17 protein-coding genes are annotated in these 20,020 nt (G+C 45.5%); 3 read left to right on the forward strand and 14 right to left on the reverse strand.

All coding sequences use genetic code 11. From position 1 onward, the window contains the following. The first annotated feature begins 39 nt into the window (after positions 1-39). Positions 40-1,167 (forward strand): type II secretion system minor pseudopilin GspK, encoded by a 1,128-nt coding sequence (gene gspK / locus ACZ2XM_RS01970; protein WP_490588501.1) that lies wholly within the window; start codon positions 40-42, stop codon positions 1,165-1,167. Positions 1,168-1,345: 178 nt separating this feature from the next. Here gspK and ACZ2XM_RS01975 read toward each other — a convergent pair whose 3' ends face one another. The 11 genes from ACZ2XM_RS01975 to ACZ2XM_RS02025 form a co-directional block, all read right to left on the reverse strand. Further along, positions 1,346-2,044, reverse strand: coding sequence for a TetR family transcriptional regulator (locus tag ACZ2XM_RS01975; protein WP_490588550.1), 699 nt, complete (start codon positions 2,042-2,044; stop codon positions 1,346-1,348). Positions 2,045-2,255: 211 nt separating this feature from the next. After that, positions 2,256-3,695 (reverse strand): deoxyguanosinetriphosphate triphosphohydrolase, encoded by a 1,440-nt coding sequence (locus ACZ2XM_RS01980; RefSeq protein ID WP_490588500.1) that lies wholly within the window; start codon positions 3,693-3,695, stop codon positions 2,256-2,258. Between the two features lie 180 nt (positions 3,696-3,875). Next, positions 3,876-4,466, reverse strand: a complete 591-nt coding sequence (locus ACZ2XM_RS01985) for a hypothetical protein (protein WP_490588499.1) — start codon at positions 4,464-4,466, stop codon at positions 3,876-3,878. 308 nt (positions 4,467-4,774) lie between these two features. Then, positions 4,775-5,866: a redox-regulated ATPase YchF gene (gene ychF / locus ACZ2XM_RS01990; protein WP_490588549.1), complete on the reverse strand. Its 1,092-nt coding sequence runs from the start codon at positions 5,864-5,866 to the stop codon at positions 4,775-4,777. A gap of 343 nt (positions 5,867-6,209) precedes the next feature. Then, the gene (locus ACZ2XM_RS01995; RefSeq protein ID WP_490588498.1) at positions 6,210-7,121 is read right to left on the reverse strand and encodes a phosphodiester glycosidase family protein; all 912 of its coding nucleotides are present in this window, start codon (positions 7,119-7,121) and stop codon (positions 6,210-6,212) included. 211 nt (positions 7,122-7,332) lie between these two features. Next, positions 7,333-9,303 carry an FMN-binding glutamate synthase family protein gene (locus tag ACZ2XM_RS02000; RefSeq protein ID WP_490588497.1) on the reverse strand — a complete coding sequence of 657 codons (1,971 nt, stop codon included), beginning with the start codon at positions 9,301-9,303 and terminating at the stop codon, positions 7,333-7,335. A 286-nt stretch (positions 9,304-9,589) separates the two neighbouring features. Next, the gene (gene queC, locus ACZ2XM_RS02005; protein WP_490588496.1) at positions 9,590-10,375 is read right to left on the reverse strand and encodes a 7-cyano-7-deazaguanine synthase QueC; all 786 of its coding nucleotides are present in this window, start codon (positions 10,373-10,375) and stop codon (positions 9,590-9,592) included. Positions 10,376-10,466: 91 nt separating this feature from the next. Continuing rightward, positions 10,467-11,597 carry an RNA 3'-terminal phosphate cyclase gene (rtcA, locus tag ACZ2XM_RS02010; RefSeq protein WP_490588495.1) on the reverse strand — a complete coding sequence of 377 codons (1,131 nt, stop codon included), beginning with the start codon at positions 11,595-11,597 and terminating at the stop codon, positions 10,467-10,469. 223 nt (positions 11,598-11,820) lie between these two features. Beyond that, a complete protein-coding gene (locus ACZ2XM_RS02015; RefSeq protein ID WP_490588494.1) occupies positions 11,821-12,969 on the reverse strand; it encodes an AAA family ATPase in 1,149 nt (382 codons plus the stop codon). Positions 12,970-13,086: 117 nt separating this feature from the next. After that, positions 13,087-13,614 (reverse strand): hypothetical protein, encoded by a 528-nt coding sequence (locus ACZ2XM_RS02020; protein ID WP_490588493.1) that lies wholly within the window; start codon positions 13,612-13,614, stop codon positions 13,087-13,089. Between the two features lie 656 nt (positions 13,615-14,270). Beyond that, on the reverse strand, positions 14,271-14,729 hold the full coding sequence (locus ACZ2XM_RS02025; RefSeq protein ID WP_490588492.1) for a DIP1984 family protein: 459 nt from the start codon (positions 14,727-14,729) through the stop codon (positions 14,271-14,273). A 145-nt stretch (positions 14,730-14,874) separates the two neighbouring features. On the opposite strand from ACZ2XM_RS02025, the gene ACZ2XM_RS02030 reads away from it, so the two are divergent. After that, the gene (locus ACZ2XM_RS02030; protein ID WP_490588491.1) at positions 14,875-15,327 is read left to right on the forward strand and encodes a hypothetical protein; all 453 of its coding nucleotides are present in this window, start codon (positions 14,875-14,877) and stop codon (positions 15,325-15,327) included. 179 nt (positions 15,328-15,506) lie between these two features. Here ACZ2XM_RS02030 and ACZ2XM_RS02035 read toward each other — a convergent pair whose 3' ends face one another. The 3 genes from ACZ2XM_RS02035 to ACZ2XM_RS02045 form a co-directional block, all read right to left on the reverse strand. Further along, a complete protein-coding gene (locus ACZ2XM_RS02035; RefSeq protein WP_490588490.1) occupies positions 15,507-16,094 on the reverse strand; it encodes a hypothetical protein in 588 nt (195 codons plus the stop codon). Between the two features lie 4 nt (positions 16,095-16,098). Further along, positions 16,099-17,331: an RtcB family protein gene (locus ACZ2XM_RS02040; RefSeq protein WP_490588489.1), complete on the reverse strand. Its 1,233-nt coding sequence runs from the start codon at positions 17,329-17,331 to the stop codon at positions 16,099-16,101. A 296-nt stretch (positions 17,332-17,627) separates the two neighbouring features. Then, on the reverse strand, positions 17,628-18,467 hold the full coding sequence (locus ACZ2XM_RS02045) for an IclR family transcriptional regulator (protein ID WP_490588488.1): 840 nt from the start codon (positions 18,465-18,467) through the stop codon (positions 17,628-17,630). A 254-nt stretch (positions 18,468-18,721) separates the two neighbouring features. Between ACZ2XM_RS02045 and ACZ2XM_RS02050 the strand changes: the two genes are divergently transcribed. Beyond that, positions 18,722-19,906 (forward strand): acyl-CoA dehydrogenase, encoded by a 1,185-nt coding sequence (locus ACZ2XM_RS02050; protein WP_490588487.1) that lies wholly within the window; start codon positions 18,722-18,724, stop codon positions 19,904-19,906. Positions 19,907-20,020: the final 114 nt, after the last annotated feature.

The raw sequence follows: 20,020 nt of genomic DNA on the forward strand, positions 1-20,020 counted from the left end.
AAAACCTATTAGACTTAGCAAAGTAAGGATACTGTCCCTTTGAGCTTACCGCGTTCTACCGTCTCACTACCTACGAGTCGTCACTCTCAAGACGGCGTGGCCCTATTGACGATACTGCTGTTGGTGGTGTCGATTACGGTCGTGGCAGGGGCGATGCTGGCGAGTCAAAAGATTGCTATTCGCCAAAGCGAGTTATTGTTTCAGCAAGACCAGTTGCTACAAGATGTGCAAGCGGGCAGTCAATTTGCCACGGCTGTCATTAGCGCGGACAGCAAGCTCAATGATACGGATAGCGCGCAAGATATTTGGGCACAGCCTATCCCTCCATATCCCTTGGGTAATAATATCATCACGGTAGAAATCTATGATGAGGCGAGTCGCTTCAACCTGAATAACCTGTACCACGATGATGCCGTGGATGTAAATGCGTTGGCGGCTTTTAAACGGTTACTAAAGCAGCTCGGTATAGAAGAGAGCGTGGCCACTGCCGTGTTAGATTGGCAAGATCCTGATGGTAGTGTTTATGAAGACAGCGCAGAGGAGTCGGCTATTTATCAGTCCGCATTGGCCAGTGGCAATGGTGCGGCTGTTGCGCTACCCAACCAACCTTTTTTTAGCGTGGAGCAATTGGCCTCAGTAGATGGCATTACGGCTGAAGGCTTAGCGGCGCTACGATCCTATGTCAGTGCTGTGCCTTATTATCTGCCCATTAATGTGAATACAGCTTTACCTGAAGTGTTAGCAGCCATTGTGGAAAGCAGTACTCCAGAGCAAATGCAGGCGTTGGTACGCGGTAGAGAGTCACAGACCTTTGCCGATATAGAGAGTCTATGGCAAGTAGCGCCGTTTAATAGTTTGCCTGAAGAGTCGCGTGGTAGTGTAGAGGGGTTATTAGCAGTAGATAGCCAAGCTTTTACAGCGTTGATTACTGCTGTAGAGTTGCAAGCGGATGTAGGTCAAGCCCCTAAGCAGCGCTTTGCCACAGTGATGATTAGCAAACGGGTTGCCGATGACAATAGTGGGGGCAATGCTGCCAATACGCCTCAAGGTGTCGGAAGTAATGATGCCGAGGCTAAAAAGGATAGAGTAGTGCAAGCTTTTTCACAGCGACTCTGGCCTTATCGTCCGATAGCTTATGCGCCAACGAATAAACCGCTCAAAAATTAATAGTGTTTAAAAATTAATAACAGCTAAAAATTTATTAATGCGTCATCATCATTTCGTAAACAGAAATTACTGAGCAATAAGCTAGCAAGACACCAAATCAATAAACCATAAAAAAGAGCTACTAAAACCTTAGCAGCCCTTTATTTAACTTAGCCTATATTAAACTCAATTTTGACGTCTAGTCATTCATCAGCGTTTCTTCGCTCGACTTCCAATTGTACGCGCCATAGAACAACATTTGCGCTTGGCGAGTACAATGGAGGAGCATTTCCTGTTTTTTGGCTTCGATTTCATCATTATCGGCCTCATCATCGTGGAACTCGCTATAGCTAAGCTCAAGCCAATCGATAATCCAAGAGAAGAATAAGTTCACGCCGGCCTCTGCCAATAGACGACGGTCAAAAGCATTAATATGGGCGAATGCGGGTTGTAGCACCAAATCTTCACCGACGATAATAGACAAGAGCTTAATCTGCTCATTCAAAGCACGGCGGACGGCCTCTGAGCCGCCAAAACGTTCACTAACGGTAAATTGCCAAAAGCGCGGATGCTCATCAATAGCTTGAAAAAATATCTTAATACTCTTAGCAATCTGACGATCAAAGCTGCGCTGACGACCAATCTGTAGACGATCTCGTAGGACTATAAGGGCTTGCCCCAATTCTTCTTCGACCAACGACTTGCCTAAGGCTTCCATATCATCAAAATGACGATAAAAAGCGGTAGGCACCACGCCCACTTCGCGGGTAACCTGACGCAAGCTGATAGAGCTAAAAGCCTGGCCGGTCATGCAGAGGTCTAAAACGGCATTAAAAAAAGCACGGCGGGTTTGCTGTTTTTTTTGTTCACGAGTATTTAAGGTCATAGCGACGCTCATCTTAGGATAACGATTGGTGTGGAGTATCATACTGCGTTAGGCCACAAAAAACGAGTATCACGGCCAATTTAGCGCATTTAATCGCAGAATTAGCCTGTTTTTAATGTTAATTGGAATGATTTTACAATATTATTATAACAATTATTTTGGTTTTAGGTGAGTTAGTAGCTTTAATTGGGTCTAGCACATCGCTATGACCTTAGGATAAGTCTTACCAAACGCCGGCGCGACTGCCATTTAAATCTTGCGCTAGGCTATAGGCTTCATGGTCGTTCATCCCAGTGACGTAATCTAAAATGTTTAACACATTCTCATAAGTGTTGTCCGTCAACTGGCGATGATGGTCGGCAAAGTGGCTGTCAATTAAGCGTAGCAAGCGCTGCTGTTCAAAGGACGTTGCGCTATCAAGAGGTGTGGTTGCCAAGGGCATCAGGGCATCGAGTAGGCGCTGTAAACACTGGTTGGCCATCAGCTCCATACGTACTTTGCTCGGATGATTAAAAATTTGCTCTCTGGCCAAGGTTTTGGCGCTGCTAATCCCGGAAGCTACGGAGCGGTCGCAATGGTCAAACAGGCTGCCTTCTAGGTGACCGGTTAATAAATCGCCTGCATTATCGACAAAGGCATCCGTGACTTTATCCACCAAGCGCATCATCGCGCGACCTCTAAGTGCCGCTAATTTGTGACGGACGGGAGCATTGTTAATGACTTCGGGCGGAGCACCTAAACGCTCGCCAACCAATTCCAATAGCAGCGGCTCCACCTCGCGATAACTGATCATATCTAAATGAATGCCATCTTCTAAATCAATCAGCGCATAGCAAATATCATCGGCCGCCTCTAATAAGTAGGCTAGGGGGTGGCGGGCAAAACCATCGTGGTGTGGTGAGCGTGGCAACCGTAGACGGCTGGCGAGACGCTCTAGACTATCGGCTTCGCTAGCAAAGCAGCCGTACTTTTTAATCGAGGTGCTGGAGGTTGTGTTGAATGACTCTTGCGGCTGTGGCGGATTGCTATGACTGGACAACCAAGGGTATTTCATAAACGCACCGAGGGTGGCACAAGTTAAGCGCATCCCACCTTTATCGGGGTGATGCTCATTGCGCACTAATAGCCTAAAGCCCTGAGCATTGCCTTCATAACCCACTAAATCCATGCGTTGGTTGGGCGTCAATTGTGCTAATAAAGGTTGGCGGTCGACATGATTAAACCAATCACGAATGGCATATTCGCCGGCATGACCAAAAGGTGGATTGCCAATATCATGCGCTAAACAAGCCGCTTGGATAATCACGCCAATATCTGCTGGAGTTACGCCACGAGGCAGACCGCCAGGCAGGCGCTCATGCAATTTCTCTGCCGCCATCATCCCTAGCGAGCGACCAATGCAAGAGACCTCAAGGGAGTGGGTCAGCCGCGTATGGATACCCAATTGATTGGTCAAAGGGTGTACTTGGGTCTTTTGATTCAGCTGGCGAAACGAATGCGAGAAGACCAAACGGTCGTAGTCTTTATGAAAAGGCGAGCGCGCCGTCTCCCCTGACTTGGCTTTCTTGGAAGAGCCAAGCCGTTGAGCGTTGAGTAGGTAGGACCACTGGGTCGTCGCCGAGGAAGTCGTCACGGGAGTGCTTGTTACTAAAGAATTGCTCATAAAACGGTCCTGCATAGCCCTAATCACCCAAGCTTAATAAGAAGCCTTAGCATAGCAAAATAGCGCTCAATAGGGGGCAACTCTCGTTGTAGCAAATCCGTTACGGCTTCACATTATCTATAAGCTTATTTATAAGTGGCGTTGTTCGAAAACCCTTAATACCTCAGTGGCGATAATTATTTAACTGGCAGCTTGCTCACAAGTGAATAACGTGGTCTCGTTTTCAGGCAAGGTATCGCCATCTAAGGAATTAACATCTAAGGTCTTATTCACTAAATTCGCCTGATTACCATTGACCTGCCAGTACATGCCTGCATCGTCACTAAGGCCGATATCGGTTTCATAAACCACGGCATTAGCAACGCCAGCGGCTAGGGTAGTCAGCATTGGGGTGAGCTCGTATTCAATATCATCGATGAGCAGATGCGCGCCGGGAGGAGTGCTATGGGCGGTGTCAGTATCATAACGGACTTTAATCGTTTGCTCAGGTTGGCAGCTATAAGTCGTCATTGCCACCGTATCGTGGTCGTGATCGTGGCCAGCATGCTCGTGATGTTCACTATCATGTTCATGGTCGTGCGCATCATCGGAATGATTATGGTCATCGTGAGCAGCGGCAGTATCGTTAGTAGGGTCGGTAATGGGCGCAGCGTCTTGGCTATCTGTGGTCACGGCCTCGGGTGCTGTTTCCGTATTTTTTTGACAGGCACTTAACGGCAAGGCCAATAATACTAAGATAGGTAGGGCGGTTACTTGGTTCATTAAAGACATGGTGGGCGCTCAAAAGGTTACAGGTTAAGGAAAAATAGGCTAGTAAATATTACAGTAAATAGTAATGTTATATTATAACAATAAAGAAAGCAAAAAATTAATGGAAGCAAGGTTAAATTATGAAAGTTAAGTCAGGAAAGGTAGGTTATAGGATTTAAAGGATAGCGCACTGCAATAGCTGCCTAAAATTAAGCCATAAAAAAACCAACACCGCCGAAGCCATGTTGGTTTCAATGCCACTGACTGCTACCTATCAGCTAAACGCAGGGTCTAGCCAATATTATAGTAATGTTTAAGAGTATTAACGCTTAAACGTTAAATCTAAAGTGCATCACATCGCCATCTTGCACGATATAAGTTTTGCCTTCTAGACGTTGTTTGCCCGCAGCAGCAGCGCCTTTTTCACCGTTATATTCGATAAAGTCATCATAAGCGATCACTTCAGCACGAATAAAGCCACGTTCAAAGTCAGTATGAATCACACCGGCAGCTTGTGGCGCCGTAGCACCCACTTTCACGGTCCAAGCGCGCACTTCTTTCACGCCTGCTGTGAAGTAAGTTTGCATATCTAGCATGTCATAACCGGCACGAATTACTTGGTCTAGACCTGCTTCTTCCATACCTAAGTCTTCTAGGAAGTCGGCTTTGTCTTCTTCATCAAGTAGCGCAATTTCAGCTTCGATTTGGTTGCACAGTGGCAAGACCATCGCGCCTTCTTTTTCGGCATAGGCACGGACAGCGTCTAGATGGGGGTTATTCTCAAAACCGTCTTCGCTCACGTTGGCGATATATAGGGTAGGCTTAAGCGTGATAAGACCATAGCTACGGATGAGTTTCTTTTCATCAGCGTCAAGGTTGGCGCCACGAGCCGCCAGACCTTCAGCGACTAGAGGTTCAATTTTCTTAAACACATCTAGGGTAGCTGCAGCGTCTTTATCACCACCTTTGGCTTTTTTGGTCAGGTTGTGAATAGCGCGTTCGACGGCTTCCAAATCCGATAAAGCCAACTCGGTATTGATGGTTTCGATATCATCGATAGGGCTAATGCGGCCATCCACGTGGACGACGTTATCATCTTCAAAACAACGTACTACATGAGCGATAGCATCGGTCTCACGGATGTTAGCGAGGAACTGGTTGCCCATGCCTTCACCTTTTGACGCGCCCGCAACTAGACCTGCGATGTCGACGAATTCCATAGTCGTCGGCAAGACGCGCTCTGGGATAACGATATCGGCCAGTTTTTTCAAGCGTGGATCCGGCACCGGTACGATACCTACGTTAGGATCTTTAGTACAGAAAGGGAAGTTTTCCGCGGCGATGCCCGCTTTGGTCAACGCGTTAAATAAAGTGGATTTGCCCACGTTTGGTAAGCCAACGATGCCGCAATTAAAGCCCATGTCACAGTCTCTCTTAACAATGTCTGTTTGGTAGAATAAAAAACTTGGTCTAACGTAAGCTCGCGCGGCAAAACTAGCGACATTATTCATATCACCAGTCTGTATAGCGCTATCGCTTAAAGGGTTGAGCAGTTTTTTACTATAAAGGTAAAACTATAAGTTTTTGGATAAACGTAAGAATTGAATAAAATCGGGCGTATTGTAGCAAATATCGCCTTACTGCGTATGCTTAGATATGCGAATTTCTTTTGTTAATAGCAATCATTAATAACCGGTTGACCGCGCCAGAATCTATAAGGAGTTCCAATAAAGAGTAGGGCAAGGAGCGGTATGGCCAGCGCTATCAGTCTTTGGTCTCTACCACACCCACCATAACGCCCATACTCTTATCATCGGCCTGTTCGATAGTCGGGGCATAAAGGGCCGAGGCAATACCGCCATCTAAGAATAGCGCGTTTGGACAGCCCAGCTCGTCTTTAAATAATGAGCCAAACTGATAAAAGCTTACGGGCTGATCGCTATTCACAAATTTAATCTGCCCGTCTGAGCACACGCCAACGCCATTACGGAATTTTAGCGAAGTGCTGTTAGGGTCAAATTTCGGATGAACTTTACCATCGATGACCAGCATTGGGCCGGATTGGGTAGCATACCAAGGTTTCGCCTCGCCACTGGCTAGCAGCTTGTCCATGGCTCGGCTTTCAGTAATTTGCACCTTACCGGCTTTATCCCACCATAACACCCCATTGGGCAGGAGATGGAAGTTACCGCCGCCTTCTTTTAAGTTTAACGAGCGGATTTCTTCCCCCTGAATCACAGTGTAGCCAATGGGGGCAAAGTCATTGTTATACATACCGGCATTCGCTGCAAACTGCAATTCGGTACGCTCAGGCAGGCTCTTTAATAAAGTATCAAATTTATACAGGGTATCAGTCTTTGATTGGCTTTCTACGGCGGCAGCCTCTGTACTGGCATCGCCCGCTTTCCAAAATAACTTTAGTGAGACGCCGCTATCACTATTGGTCAGCTGCTCTTGCGACACGCTACATAACGAGTGTTTAAAAGAGATATCGCTACGAATACACGCGCCCTCAGCATCGCCACCTTGACCGATATAATCGTCAAAAGAATTGCCATTACAACTGGTTAGAGCTAGTGCTGCTCCAATCAAGCCGACTGGCAGTAAGGAGAGACGCCGTCTGGGTTTAGGTTGGGGCTGGGGTGATACATGGGGCTGATGCAGTAGATGGCTCAAGATATCCTCAAAGACAGATAAGATAAATGTGATAAATAAAATACAGCGGAGTGATCCTAGCAGGGTGAGCGCAATAGGTAGGATGAATAAAGCATAACGAAGTATAGCAGGTGCGGATAAATAGCAGAATCACTTATGATTCTAGGTCACTAAAAATAATAGGGTCTGATGCAACTGCAGCAGACCCTAACGGAAGCTTACGATTTAGCAATTAATTGTGAGGTGTCTCTGACTTCGTGATGTCAGTGGCTGCTTTATCAGCATCGGTTACCTGAATAACTTCAGTGGCCTCAGTAGCTTCAATAACTGTACCTTCATCAACCGTATTTACTTTAGCTACTTTGCTAAGCTCTGGAGTAGCTGTGAGCAGTGCACTACTGTCAGAGGGTTGGGCAGATTCAGTCACACTCGAAGAGGTTGTCGTAGTCTCAACAGGTTGACTTTCAGCCGCGTCAGCATCAGCAATTTCATTCGCCACTTTATTAGCGTCAGTATTCTTACCGACATCTCTTGAGCCTTGGTTATAAGCAATCAAGGCATCATTATTAGCGGCAAAGCTATCAGGGTCCGCCATAATCCACATCTGGTTAAACACTTCTGAACGGGCAGTGCCGTCTAAAAGCGCTCCGGAATCCGTATAGTAATAGTATTTGGACAGCAATTTAATCTGACCATCCTCTAGGCGACGGGCAATGTGGTAGGGCTTTAAATCTTTAGGATGCGCAAGCCCGACAGCACTCACGATACTGCCTAGCGACTTCAAGGTATTTTGATGGAAATTGGCTACACGCTGTGATTTGCTAGGCACATCCAACGCTTGTTGGCGGTACGGATCTTGGGTGGCCACGCCGGTCGGGCAAGTATTGGTATGGCAAGAGCGCGCTTGGATACAACCGACGGCGAACATAAAGCCACGTGCTGAGTTACACCAATCTGCCCCAAGGGCTAGCATACGGGCAATATCAAAGCCTGACACGATTTTACCACTGGCACCCACCATGATTTTATCGCGAATACCGGCGCCTACTAAAGTGTTGTGAACCAACAATAAACCATCTACTAGCGGCATACCGATACTGTCCATAAACTCGACTGGAGCCGCACCCGTACCGCCTTCAGCACCATCAACCACGATAAAGTCAGGGTAATTGTCCATCTCAATCATGGCCTTCACGATAGCCATAAACTGCCAAGGCTGACCGATACACAGTTTAAAACCTACGGGCTTACCACCGGATAATTCACGCAGTTGCTGCCAGAAGCCCACCAACTCACGAGGCGTGCTAAAGGCATTGTGACTAGAGGGAGAGATACAATCTTCGCCCATAGGGATACGGCGGGTATCAGCAATCTCTTGAGTGATTTTTTCTGCAGGCAACACGCCACCTTTACCAGGCTTGGCGCCTTGAGAAATCTTAATCTCAATCATTTTGACTTGGGGGTCAGCAGCTTGCTCAGCAAACAAATCAGGATCAAAGTTACCTTGGGCATTACGGCAGCCAAAATAACCTGTACCCAACTCCCAAATCAGGTCACCCCCAAAACGACGGTGGTAAGGACTAATCGCGCCCTCTCCCGTATCGTGCGTGAAGCCGCCAAGTTTTGCACCTTGGTTGAGGGCTAAGATAGCATTGCCGGATAGACTACCAAAGCTCATCGCTGAGATATTAAAGACCGACATATTATAAGGTTGGCTACAGTCCTTACCGCCGACGGTAATGCGGAAGTCTTTGTCTAACGCAGGCTGGCTAGCGGCCGATTGTAAAAACCACTCTTTACCGCCTTGATATAAATTGTCCAAAGTACCAAAAGCATTGGTATCACTAATATTTTTGGCACGCTGATACACCATCGAACGCTGTTGGCGCGAAAAAGGCACTTGCTCTTTTTCATCTTCGATTAAGTACTGACGAATCTCAGGACGGAAATCTTCTAAAAAATAGCGAATGTGTCCAGCAATAGGGTAGTTGGCAAGGATAGAATGCTTACTTTGAAAGATATCGTAAACACCGACATAGACGGCGGCGCCAGCAATAATAATTAGCCACCAATTCACAGTGACCATGCCCACTATAAAGAGGACGACAGCGATGGCCATTACGCTATAGCGCATAAGGATGCCGATGACGTATGGTTGGTTATTATTAGGCTCTGGCGTTAGGCTATTACGAGAATTTGACATAGTGGCTCTTATCTAATTATCAATCCAGAAATATTGGATAATGGCTAAATTGCAATGATTAAGCTCTGAACAAGTCTGTCCAGAGCCATTAAAAATTGTGGTGCTAAGCGTATGAAATACTGATTATTATTAGAAAATAGCAGGGTAAAACATGAGGGGTAATCCACAGTATTAAGGGTAGCACGCAAAGCTAAAGTTTAAGGTTCGCGAATAAAGTCAATTATATAAAGTAAGTCATTCATATGAATAACTCAGTTATACAAATAAAGTCACTCATGCTCAAGGGTTAGCTAGCATAGTGAGTCGGGTCAGCAATACCGGCATCTTGGAAGCCTTGCTTGCGCAAAGTACAACTGTCACAGCTGCCACAAGCTTGTCCTGCTAAGTCCGCTAGATAGCAAGAGATAGTTTGCGAGTAGTCTACCCCTAAGGATACCCCAAGTTCGATGGTTTGTGCTTTGGAGAGCTGTTGTAACGGTGTTTGGATATGTAATTTGTGTCCTGTTACTCCTGCCTTGGTGGCAAGGTTGGCCATCACTTCAAAAGCATGGATATATTCAGGGCGGCAATCCGGATAGCCTGAGTAATCGACCGAGCTCACTCCAATGACAATATGGTTGGCGTCAGCGACTTCGGCCACGGCTAGGGCATAGGATAAAAAGATAGTATTGCGCGCTGGCACGTAAGTGTTTGGAATAGCGTCGTTATCAATGCTGTCAGTATGAGTAGGGAATTTATCTGCGTCGCTATCGGGCACACTCATCGTATGGTCGGTCAGTGAGGAGCCGCCCAATTGTGCGATATCAATATCGATAATACGGTGGGACACCCCTGCTTGCTCGGCGATCTGCTTGGCCGCGACCAATTCGCTATTATGACGCTGACCATAATTAAAGCTGACGGCTGTGACCTGTGCATAACGCGCTTTGGCCCAATACAAACAGGTGACCGAATCTAAGCCCCCTGAAAGTAGGACAACGGCATTTTGGTCGTGGGTGTCTTGGGGTGTGTCAAGCGTTGCAGAGGCAGGTTTTTGGTCTGTAGAATTAGCGGTAGTAGCGGCAACAGTCATAATAAAGGTCAGATTAATGATAAAGGCGCTATCTTAACAAATAACGTCTCAGTAATTAACCGGCAAAAAGGGAAAAGACCCCAACTAATCTTTAGCTAATAATTTTTATCAATGACTTATTGGCATTGATTGGGGATATTTGGATATCCACGGGTAAAAACTGCTGAATCAGCCAAGCTTGTGTCTCCGTATGTCGACTAATCGTGCGCGCTGTGAATTCCCCACCACCCGCTAAGGCTAGGGGCAATAATAGCTGGTCTGTTAAATACTCATCAACTAAGGCATCGCTATCTAGTAAATAACGTTTAACCATACCTGCCAAGCGGTTGCCCATATTTTCTGCTGAAGTGCGCCTTTCTCCTAACAGAGAAAAAACTTCATGGTGTACTTTGTTAGTATGAGGACTGGCGTTTGCCGTACCCTTTACCTGATGCTCTACTACCGCATAACAAGTATTGCCTTCACCAATGCCGGTTAATTTGGCGCACTTGCTAGTAATTACGGCGTCATCGATGCCGGCATCTAACAAACAGGCGGTGGCGCTAGAAAGTTCGCGCTTGCAGATATCATAGTCGAGGTTTAAATTGCTTGCTACGAGTCTTATAGCAACTAAATCACTGCGTTTGCTCAGTTTAAAGGGAGCGGTACCAGCGCGGCGGACAAAGGGTTGAATCGTAGCGATAATCTCACCACCACCCAATGGCGCAAAGCCAGTCTGTCCTAACTCGATAGCGACTTGCATGCCCAGTTTGGCAATAGCAGGAATAAAAGCCAGCTGTAAAAAGTCTGTAGTGGGGGCTAGGGGATTATGCGTACCGCCTTTAATCGTTATGGTGGCAGCTGTAGGGTCATTTAAGGTCGCTGTCGTAGAATTAGCAAAGAGTAGAGCAGGCAAGACAGTTTGCAGAACTAAACTGGTACTCCCAGCTGAACCAATATCAAAAGTATAATCGCCCGAAGTAATGTCGTTAGGTGCAAAACTAAACGCTGTACTGCCCAAGTGTGCACCCGAAACTTTAGCATTAGATATCTGTTGCGATGCCTGCACACACATCAAATGCTGGCGCATTAAGCCGGGTTTAGCTCGGCCAGCACGGATATTATTAATCTCAATAGGCGTGCCGGTCAGCATCGACAAAGCTAGGGCGGTACGGATAATCTGCCCGCCACCTTCGCCAGTACTGCCGTCTATTTTTAGGACTTTTTCTTTTATTGCTGACATCTTTACTGCCTATATTGTTGTTGCTACTCTTAATAATTGCTTTAACCCCACCCAAACCCTGAGGCAGGATATAGAAAGTGTCTGGGAGACACTTTCCCTGCCGCAAGAGAAAATCTATGATTTTCTGATATCTTTTCTCACCAAGGGAGGACTTCGGAGCTTTTGTCTCCCCATCTAATTAGGGGAGGTATGGAGGGGGTTTCGTTAGCAGGGTTTCTAGACCCTAAAGAAAGCCAATCTTCATTTCTTTCACCACTTCTTTATAGCTCATCTCTTCGATATTGGTCAGCTCGGCTAGTGACATCGGCACCTCAACACGCAGCTCACTATCGATGGAGGCCAGATAATCATTGGCTCTCTCGGTAGCGAGCAAGCCAAATTTATACTCAGCGATTAAGCGACCTTTACGCAGCAGCGCTTCATCCACCTTGGAAATGTCCGAGTTAAAGGTACAGATAAACTGGCATTCTAAAATGTCGGAGAGCATGCCATCAGCAATGTTCAAAATCGACGAGACCACATCGGTATTCACATCATCTGCGGTACGTTCGGCGATATAGTTTTCGCAATCCTCGAGCACCAAGATTGAATTTTTATTATCAATCAGCATCGACATAAACTCAGGGTCGGTCAGATAGCTGATCATATTGGTCGGCACAAAGATAAACTGTTTGTTGGGCACCTGACTGGTCAACCACTTGATGTAGTTGGTTTTACCTGAGCCGGCGATACCATGCAGCAGCACTACGCCTTTATTGTCATTGGCCAGTTTATTCTTGATGTGCTCATGAACTGGGGCAAAATCTTCGTTATACATCAAATTTAGCTTTAGCGAATACGGCTTGATACGATGGGTCTTAAATACTAGACCGTGGGTCTCTTTTAGCAGAATCGATACCTTGGCGTCATCCGACTCATACTTTTGCAAATAGCGGTCAAATAACGTATTCATATTGGCGGGCGCTTGCGGATTAATCGACTCGTAATAGACGTTGCTAATCTTCAGCATGCCGTCTTGCTTGATACGTTCATCGTATTCGTTGGATAAGTCCATGTTTGCTAAGATAAACACTTCAAGCTCAGGGTGAAAATAGCACAGCTCCCCGTCATAGCATTGGTTCAGCTTCATATCATAGTTGACGGTATAAAAATCTGTGCAGCGCGCAAACTCTTCGAGTAAATTGACAGGGATTACTAGGCTGGCATTGCCCGTATACACACCCGGCAGGATATCATCGAGTAGGGACTCAAACGGGTTGTACTTACTCAAATACTGACGCTCATCCTCCTGCGCGGTCACCAAACATGGGGAGTCACTGGTCAGCGTCAGCAGTCTGCGGGCTTTAAAAAATCGAGATTGCAATATTTTCATAAATACGGTCCGTTGTTGAGCAAAAATTGGTGCTTAAAAATTATCTATCATACTCTTAAAATTCGCCACATTCTGAGTTGGATTTTGCTGCATTTAATTTTGATTGTATTGGCCAGTTTAATGTCTTGAGGTAGGTAAGGTGCATACAATATTGGATATATCAGAGAAAACTGTATCTGGTATAACGTAACTTACTAGCTTGCTTACTTTGTTGTTATTAATAAATTCATCTGAGCTAGAGTATCTGACAGAGCTAATATCTTTTGATGAATTTTTATCACAATAAAAATAGGTTTGGGTCTGAGTATATTCTCCTGTAGGGCTTACTATCTTCCACCAAGCTTGCATATGTGAGCTAGCGAAGTCTATATTTCCATTTCCGTAATTTACAGCTTCGTACTGGTTATATTTTTTTATAGATTTAGTATTTACGTAATATTTGAAACCCCCCACGGAATTACCAACATATTCCCAAGGTGAGTATTCAGAAGCAATTTGTGATGCCATTTGAGCATCTCGCACTTCTTGTTCAGCTTGTTTTACTGAGTGCTCCATACTTGGTTGTAAGCTTAGGTTACTAGTTGCGCATGATGACAATTCAAATGGTAATAAAAAAACAAACGATAGTGTGAAAACCTTTCTCATAATTAATCCTTGTCTATTCTTTGTAGGGTGCGCTCGGCGCACCGATATATGAAAACATTCATTTGGCTATATTAAAAATTGAGTAGTTATTTCTTTAAGACTACTGAGAGTAGGTTTAAAAAAATATTCACCCAAGTTAACCAATAACTTTCTAAATGGTGCGGGGGCCGCACCCTACGCCAAATAGCGCTATTAAAATATGCTGGGCTAAAGCCACAGCCTACGGAGCCTTCAGCATTCAATGCAGCTTTTAATCTGAGCTAACAAAGACTCTGTGTTAACTACTACAAATGAAGTTTCGCAAGAATATTCCCTCCTTTTCTAAAGGAGGGTTAGGGAGGATTCGCAGTTATACTCTCGTTTATAAAAGGAGAGCAATGGAGGATTTCCAGAGATGCCCTAAGTAAAAAATATTGAAACCGACCGTCAGTGCCTGGTAGTAAGGTCTAAAGTGTAACTTATGACCAGTGACTAGTTCGGGGCATGAGTTGTAAAAGGTACGCCTGCCCGCAACGTGTAGCCGAGCCTAGCAGTATATTTTCAACCCCCTGCTTGGCTTAGTAAGGGGTCTGACACTCGCCCAGTCGGTTCCAAACTGGTATTCCTTCGACTTAGATTAGCCGATGGGAAAATTCTTAAAATTCGGTGTTAACGGTCTAGTCGACCAACTCAATCTGCCAATTATTCGACTGGATAATCAGGTTAATCTGGCGAAGTTTCATCGCGATATCATCCGCTTGCTTTTGTAGACCAGAGATCGAGACCATCACATTCCACCTTATCTCACGCGGGCTATAGCGGTCTACCTCACCATGCGCCGCTTCGATAGCCTCAAGCAATAGCTTATGCCGCATCTCCAAGGTTTCGCGATCCACCAATAAGGTGAGCATCGATTGACCTTTATCCGTCTTAGCAATGGCATTGGTCCGGTGAATGCGTTCAATCAAAGCGTTTAGCTCAGTGATAATTTGGCTGGCTTGCAGCAAGAGCTCGTTGGGGTCTTCACTGGGCGTATCGCCTTCTTGTACTTTAACATTATTCTTAATGCGTGCTTTTAGCTGAGCAAGCTTTTTTTGCATATCACTGCGGATTAGTAGGGCTTCTGCTAGTTTCATTTTGATTCTCCTCGATACTTATAATATTTTTAATTTTTGTTAAAATTATATTTAGATTTCAACTAATAATCTGGTTTTATTTAAATAAATTCATAAGTATAATCAACATATTTCGAGTAGTTATACTTTTTATAAGGAATTTAAATTGAAAAAAGTTCTCAGTGTCTTAGTCGCCTGTTCTGCTTTAGTTCTAGCTGCTTGCGGTGGTGAAAGTGATAGTTCGTCAGAGGCTAATAGTAGCGGCTATATTGGCAATATGACGTTACCCACGGGCAATAGATATACTTGTTCCTCTGAACCCGCCTATAAGTTATGTAAAGACGATAAAACCTGTGCGGCTAACTGTAAGCTGATAGCTACCGATGCCCTTCCAGTAAATCCTATTAATCCCTCTGTCACGACTACGTGTAAGAAAGAGGGCGTTAATATATATGGTACTAAAGGCAAATCCTGCATCATCCCTATCAATACCTTCAATAATTCTGATGGGAAGCGTTTGAATTTGGATTGTTCAGCTAGTGGTGGCGCAAGTATTGAGCCGAACATAAAAGCCGGTGGTAGTATCAATCTCAATGGCTATAAGTTTAGCTGCCGTTAAGTCAAAGATTGAGCTGTTATTTAAGGTGCTGCTAGTCTAGTAGTACCTTTTTTTATGGCTTCTAAATATAAATCCATATGAAAAATACGCTAGCGCTAACCACACGCTACGTTCTTATTTAATAGAGGCCTCGCTTTTAATAAAGGCACCTCTGCCATTCCCATCCCCACCAAAAACCCTCAATCCTCCCAATAAAAAAGCCCATCATAAAAAGACACATAATCATCTGTTAATACCGTGGGAATGGTGACTCCTATATCTAGCGGAGTATCTAACGCTGCTTGCTTTAGACGCCTCAACCCCTTGGCAGTCAATATCTTTTCGACCTCTATAGCCAGTCCTGCCACTGCATCATTGGTTAATTTATCTACCAATTTACGACTGGGAAGGTAGCTACTGCGGCTGGCAGGATCAGCAGTTTTCCATGACTTTGACCCTTGCATAAACACATAGTAAGGTAAGTGTTTATGCACAAGGACGACTAGCCCTTCGTAGCTCTCAATATCAGCGGCAAACTTATTATCAAAGTCAGGCGTCTCTTTATAGAACCAAGCGTCATAAAAAGACGCATAGCCTGAGCTATAACTGTCTGGTTCTACATAACATAAGGCTTTAGTGCGACGTTTCACCTGTTTATACAGATTTTGATAGAAAGTCACCACAGTGCTTTCTCTACCGGTATGAAAAGGTGCTTCATGCCAAATGATAGGCTTTTTCTCTAAATGGATTTGTATTATAAAGTCCAATAAATTTATTATTTTTGTCATGATTTTAGCCCTTTACGCATACTACTTGACGGAGAGTATGCACCACTTCTACCAAGTCACGTTGCGCATTCATCACTGCATCGATGTCTTTGTACGCTGCCGGAATCTCATCAATCACCGCAGCATCTTTACGACATTCTACGCCTGAAGTCTGGGCTATTTGATCAGCGACTGTAAATTGTTTTTTCGCTTCGGTACGTGACATCACGCGACCAGCACCGTGCGAGCAGGAGCAAAACGACTCCTCATTCCCTTTACCTTTTACGATAAAGGATTTCGCACCCATCGAACCCGGGATAATGCCGTATTCGCCAACGCGGGCACGAACAGCACCTTTACGTGTCACAAAAACCGATTCACCGTAATGCTCTTCTTTTTCCACATAGTTGTGGTGACAGTTAACCGCTTTCACTCGTGCTTCAAACGGTTTAGTAATCACTTCGCGTAGGGCCTTGATAGCGTTTTCCATCATGATTTCACGGTTCTTAAAGGCGAAACGCTGCGCCCAACCCACGGCAAACCAGTAGTCTTCAAAGTGCGCCGTACCTTCAGCGAAATAGGCTAGGTCTTTGTCCGGCAAGTTAATAAACCATTTGCGCATATCTTCTCGCGCCAACTCGATAAAGTAGCGACCGATAGCATTACCCACACCACGAGAGCCGGAGTGCAGCATAATCCAAACTTGGTTGGTCTCATCTAGGCACACTTCGACGAAGTGGTTACCTGTACCCAAAGTACCCAGATGGTTCAGGTTATTGGTGTTCTTCAACTTGGGGTGCTTTTGGCACAAGTAGTTAAAGTCATCGACCAAGGTTGCCCAACCTGCTTTTACCGTCCCATCCGGGTTGGACCAAGCGCCCACATCACGGTTCGATCCGCGACCACGGGTAGCACTACGACCATGCGGAATAGCTTTTTCTAACTCAATACGTAGACCACGCAGGTTATCCGGCAAATCGTTAGCGGTTAGGGTGGTTTGCACCGCCATCATGCCGCAGCCGATATCCACGCCGACCGCCGCAGGGATAATCGCTTCTTTGGTAGGGATGACGCTACCGATAGTTGCGCCCATACCGAGATGCACGTCTGGCATTACCGCCATCCATTTATAAATAAAAGGCATTTGCGAGGTCTTGATCAATTGCTCGCGGGCTTGCTCTTCGACAGGGACGCCATCGGTCCAAAGGCGGATCGGGGTACCACCTTCCTGAATCACGCTATGAGTAGTGGGTTGCATGGTCTGCTCCTTAATCTTAATTATTAATCATTCAATCTTCTCCACTTGTTATATAGGTTGCGAAAGCTGTGCCAACTTATATTTTATAATTATTATTTTTAACAAGTAGTTGATTTTATTATATAAAAATTTTAAATAGGAATTTTCTATATTTTTTGAGCACTAGTAATGGGTTTAGAAAAATAGTTAAATTTCTATCTTTATATAATTTTATATATTTAGGCGAGAGCTATTTAAGGAGGTTTTAACCGCACAGCTCGCTCGCTGAATAAGGAAAGTTTTCAGCTTCTCTTTTTTTAAAGGCTTTCTATCTGCAAAGCCAAGTTCTGTAACTTTGGCACAATATAATCAACGTAATCCTCCGCTAACCAATTGGCCTTTGGCACGCTGGCATTCAAGGCATGGGCGTATTTACCAGTAGCACGATCGAATAATGGCACAGCTATGGCTAAAATATCGGGCGAAAATTCACCATCCGATAAGCAATAGCCTTGTTGGGCATACTTCTGCGAGCTTAAAGCTAGTATTTCTGCGGCTTGGTTGCGGTCTGCTAGAGCAGTGGATAGTGATAGGCTGTTGATAAGTTGCTGCTGCTGACTTTGCGGCAGTACAGCGTAATAGGCGCGACCAATAGCGGTGTCGGCAATGGGTACGGAGGAGCCCACAGATAGGTTGACAGCGAGGCGGGCAGGGCTGCGGCAACAGGCTACATAGCGGATTTCCCCTTCAACTTCGGTACCAATATTGACGGAGACTTGATGCTGCCGCGCAAACTCTCTCAGTAGCGGCATAGCATCATCTACTAAATTATAGCGACTCCACGCGCTGCTGCTTAGCTTCAGCAAACTCTTTGCCAGCTGGTAGCGCTCATCCTCAGTGCGTTTTAATAAATCCAATAACTCTAAGGTGTGAATCAAGCGGCTTACAGTCGCCTTTGCCAAGCCAGTCGCGGCACAAATCTGCTGATGGGTCAGCGACTGCTCATGTTCAAACACACTGAGTACGAGCATCCCACGGCCTAAAGCACTCACAAAAGCACGGTCCTCGATCACTTTAGCTTGCTCAAGGGTCGCGGCAATCGTCTCACTCAACGTGGTATTACGCAGGGTAGGGGCAGTGGCTAGCTCATTAGTCATAACTTTTATTTCCCTTCAAAAATGTTACAGCAGTAATTTTATTACCTTTATGCAGCGCAATTATCTTTACTTCACGGATAGCTTCTGCTTTAATAGTTTTATTAAATGAAACTAAGTTTCGCAATGCGGAACTAAAGCCAGTTTAAAGCGTTTTTACTTTACCGGCAAGCCATATTTATTAATAACTTTTATCACGTTCAACCAATGATTCATATCACCATCATAGACATGACGACATTAACAGGGAGATAGCGATGTCCAACCATAGCAAGCCTACTTTTGAATGGAACGACCCGTTTTTATTACACGATCAACTCACCGAAGAAGAAAAGATGGTGCAGAATTCTGCGCGTAGCTTTTGTCAAAACGAGTTGATGCCGGGGATTAAAGACGCCAACCGTAATGAGACCTTTGACCGCGATATCATGTTAAAGATGGGCGAGCTAGGCTTGCTCGGCGTGACTATCGACGGTTATGGCTGTGCAGGTCTGTCGAGTGTGGCTTATGGGCTGATTGCTAAAGAAGTGGAAGCGGTCGACTCAGGGTATCGCTCGGCGATGAGTGTGCAGTCGAGCTTGGTGATGCACCCTATCTGGGCGTATGGTACCGAAGCGCAAAAGCAAAAATACTTACCTAAGCTTGCGACGGGAGAATACGTGGGCTGTTTTGGTCTGACTGAGCCCGATTCAGGCTCTGATCCTGGGTCAATGACGACGCGTGCTAAAGCGGTTGACGGCGGCTATCAGCTCAAAGGCAATAAGATGTGGATTACCAATAGTCCTATTGCGGATGTGTTTGTCGTCTGGGCGAAAGATGACGAAGGGCAGATTCGTGGTTTCGTCTTAGAGCGTGGTATGGAAGGACTAAGTACACCAAAAATTGAAGGTAAGTTCTCGCTGCGAGCTTCTGTCACTGGTGAAATCGTCATGGACAATGTGTTTGTCCCCGAAGAAAACGCCTTCCCTGATATCCGTGGTCTCAAGGGACCATTTGGTTGCTTAAACAAAGCCCGTTATGGCATCGCTTGGGGCGCAATGGGCGCAGCACAATTCTGCTGGGAGGCCTCACGTCAATATACGCTCGATCGCAAACAGTTCAATCGTCCGTTAGCCGCTACCCAGTTGGTGCAGTTGAAATTAGCTGATATGCAGACTGAGATTGCGTTAGGACTACAGGCGGCACTGCGAATAGGGCGCTTGATGGATGAGCACAATGCGGCGCCTGAGATGATTTCTTTAATTAAGCGCAATAACTGCGGCAAAGCGCTGAACATCGCCAGAGTCGCACGCGATATGCACGGCGGTAATGGTATCTCTGATGAATACCACGTCATCCGTCATGTGATGAACTTGGAAGCCGTGAATACTTATGAAGGTACCCATGACATTCATGCGCTCATCCTAGGGCGTGCGCAGACGGGTATTCCAGCCTTTGCTTAGAGCGTAACAATGGGACAGCGTTGTCCGCATTAACCTGTTTATAAGCTATTAGTTTTAATGATAACTGGCGTCAACAGGGCTTTGGCGCCATCCCAATTTATAGATTTTCAGAGC

It is taken from the genome of Psychrobacter sp. CoH-33_TS_01 (genome assembly GCF_058189395.1).

Bases quoted from the DNA above. Each gene is read 5' to 3' on its own strand.
- ACZ2XM_RS01975 (WP_490588550.1), bottom strand. From the start codon at position 2,044: ATGAGCGTCGCTATGACCTTAAATACTCGTGAACAAAAAAAACAGCAA.
- ACZ2XM_RS01980 (WP_490588500.1), bottom strand. From the start codon at position 3,695: ATGAGCAATTCTTTAGTAACAAGCACTCCCGTGACGACTTCCTCGGCG.
- ACZ2XM_RS01985 (WP_490588499.1), bottom strand. From the start codon at position 4,466: ATGTCTTTAATGAACCAAGTAACCGCCCTACCTATCTTAGTATTATTG.
- ychF (WP_490588549.1), bottom strand. From the start codon at position 5,866: ATGGGCTTTAATTGCGGCATCGTTGGCTTACCAAACGTGGGCAAATCC.
- ACZ2XM_RS02000 (WP_490588497.1), bottom strand. From the start codon at position 9,303: ATGTCAAATTCTCGTAATAGCCTAACGCCAGAGCCTAATAATAACCAA.
- queC (WP_490588496.1), bottom strand. From the start codon at position 10,375: ATGACTGTTGCCGCTACTACCGCTAATTCTACAGACCAAAAACCTGCC.
- rtcA (WP_490588495.1), bottom strand. From the start codon at position 11,597: ATGTCAGCAATAAAAGAAAAAGTCCTAAAAATAGACGGCAGTACTGGC.
- ACZ2XM_RS02015 (WP_490588494.1), bottom strand. From the start codon at position 12,969: ATGAAAATATTGCAATCTCGATTTTTTAAAGCCCGCAGACTGCTGACG.
- ACZ2XM_RS02020 (WP_490588493.1), bottom strand. From the start codon at position 13,614: ATGAGAAAGGTTTTCACACTATCGTTTGTTTTTTTATTACCATTTGAA.
- ACZ2XM_RS02025 (WP_490588492.1), bottom strand. From the start codon at position 14,729: ATGAAACTAGCAGAAGCCCTACTAATCCGCAGTGATATGCAAAAAAAG.
- ACZ2XM_RS02035 (WP_490588490.1), bottom strand. From the start codon at position 16,094: ATGACAAAAATAATAAATTTATTGGACTTTATAATACAAATCCATTTA.
- ACZ2XM_RS02040 (WP_490588489.1), bottom strand. From the start codon at position 17,331: ATGCAACCCACTACTCATAGCGTGATTCAGGAAGGTGGTACCCCGATC.
- ACZ2XM_RS02045 (WP_490588488.1), bottom strand. From the start codon at position 18,467: ATGACTAATGAGCTAGCCACTGCCCCTACCCTGCGTAATACCACGTTG.
- ACZ2XM_RS02050 (WP_490588487.1), top strand. From the start codon at position 18,722: ATGTCCAACCATAGCAAGCCTACTTTTGAATGGAACGACCCGTTTTTA.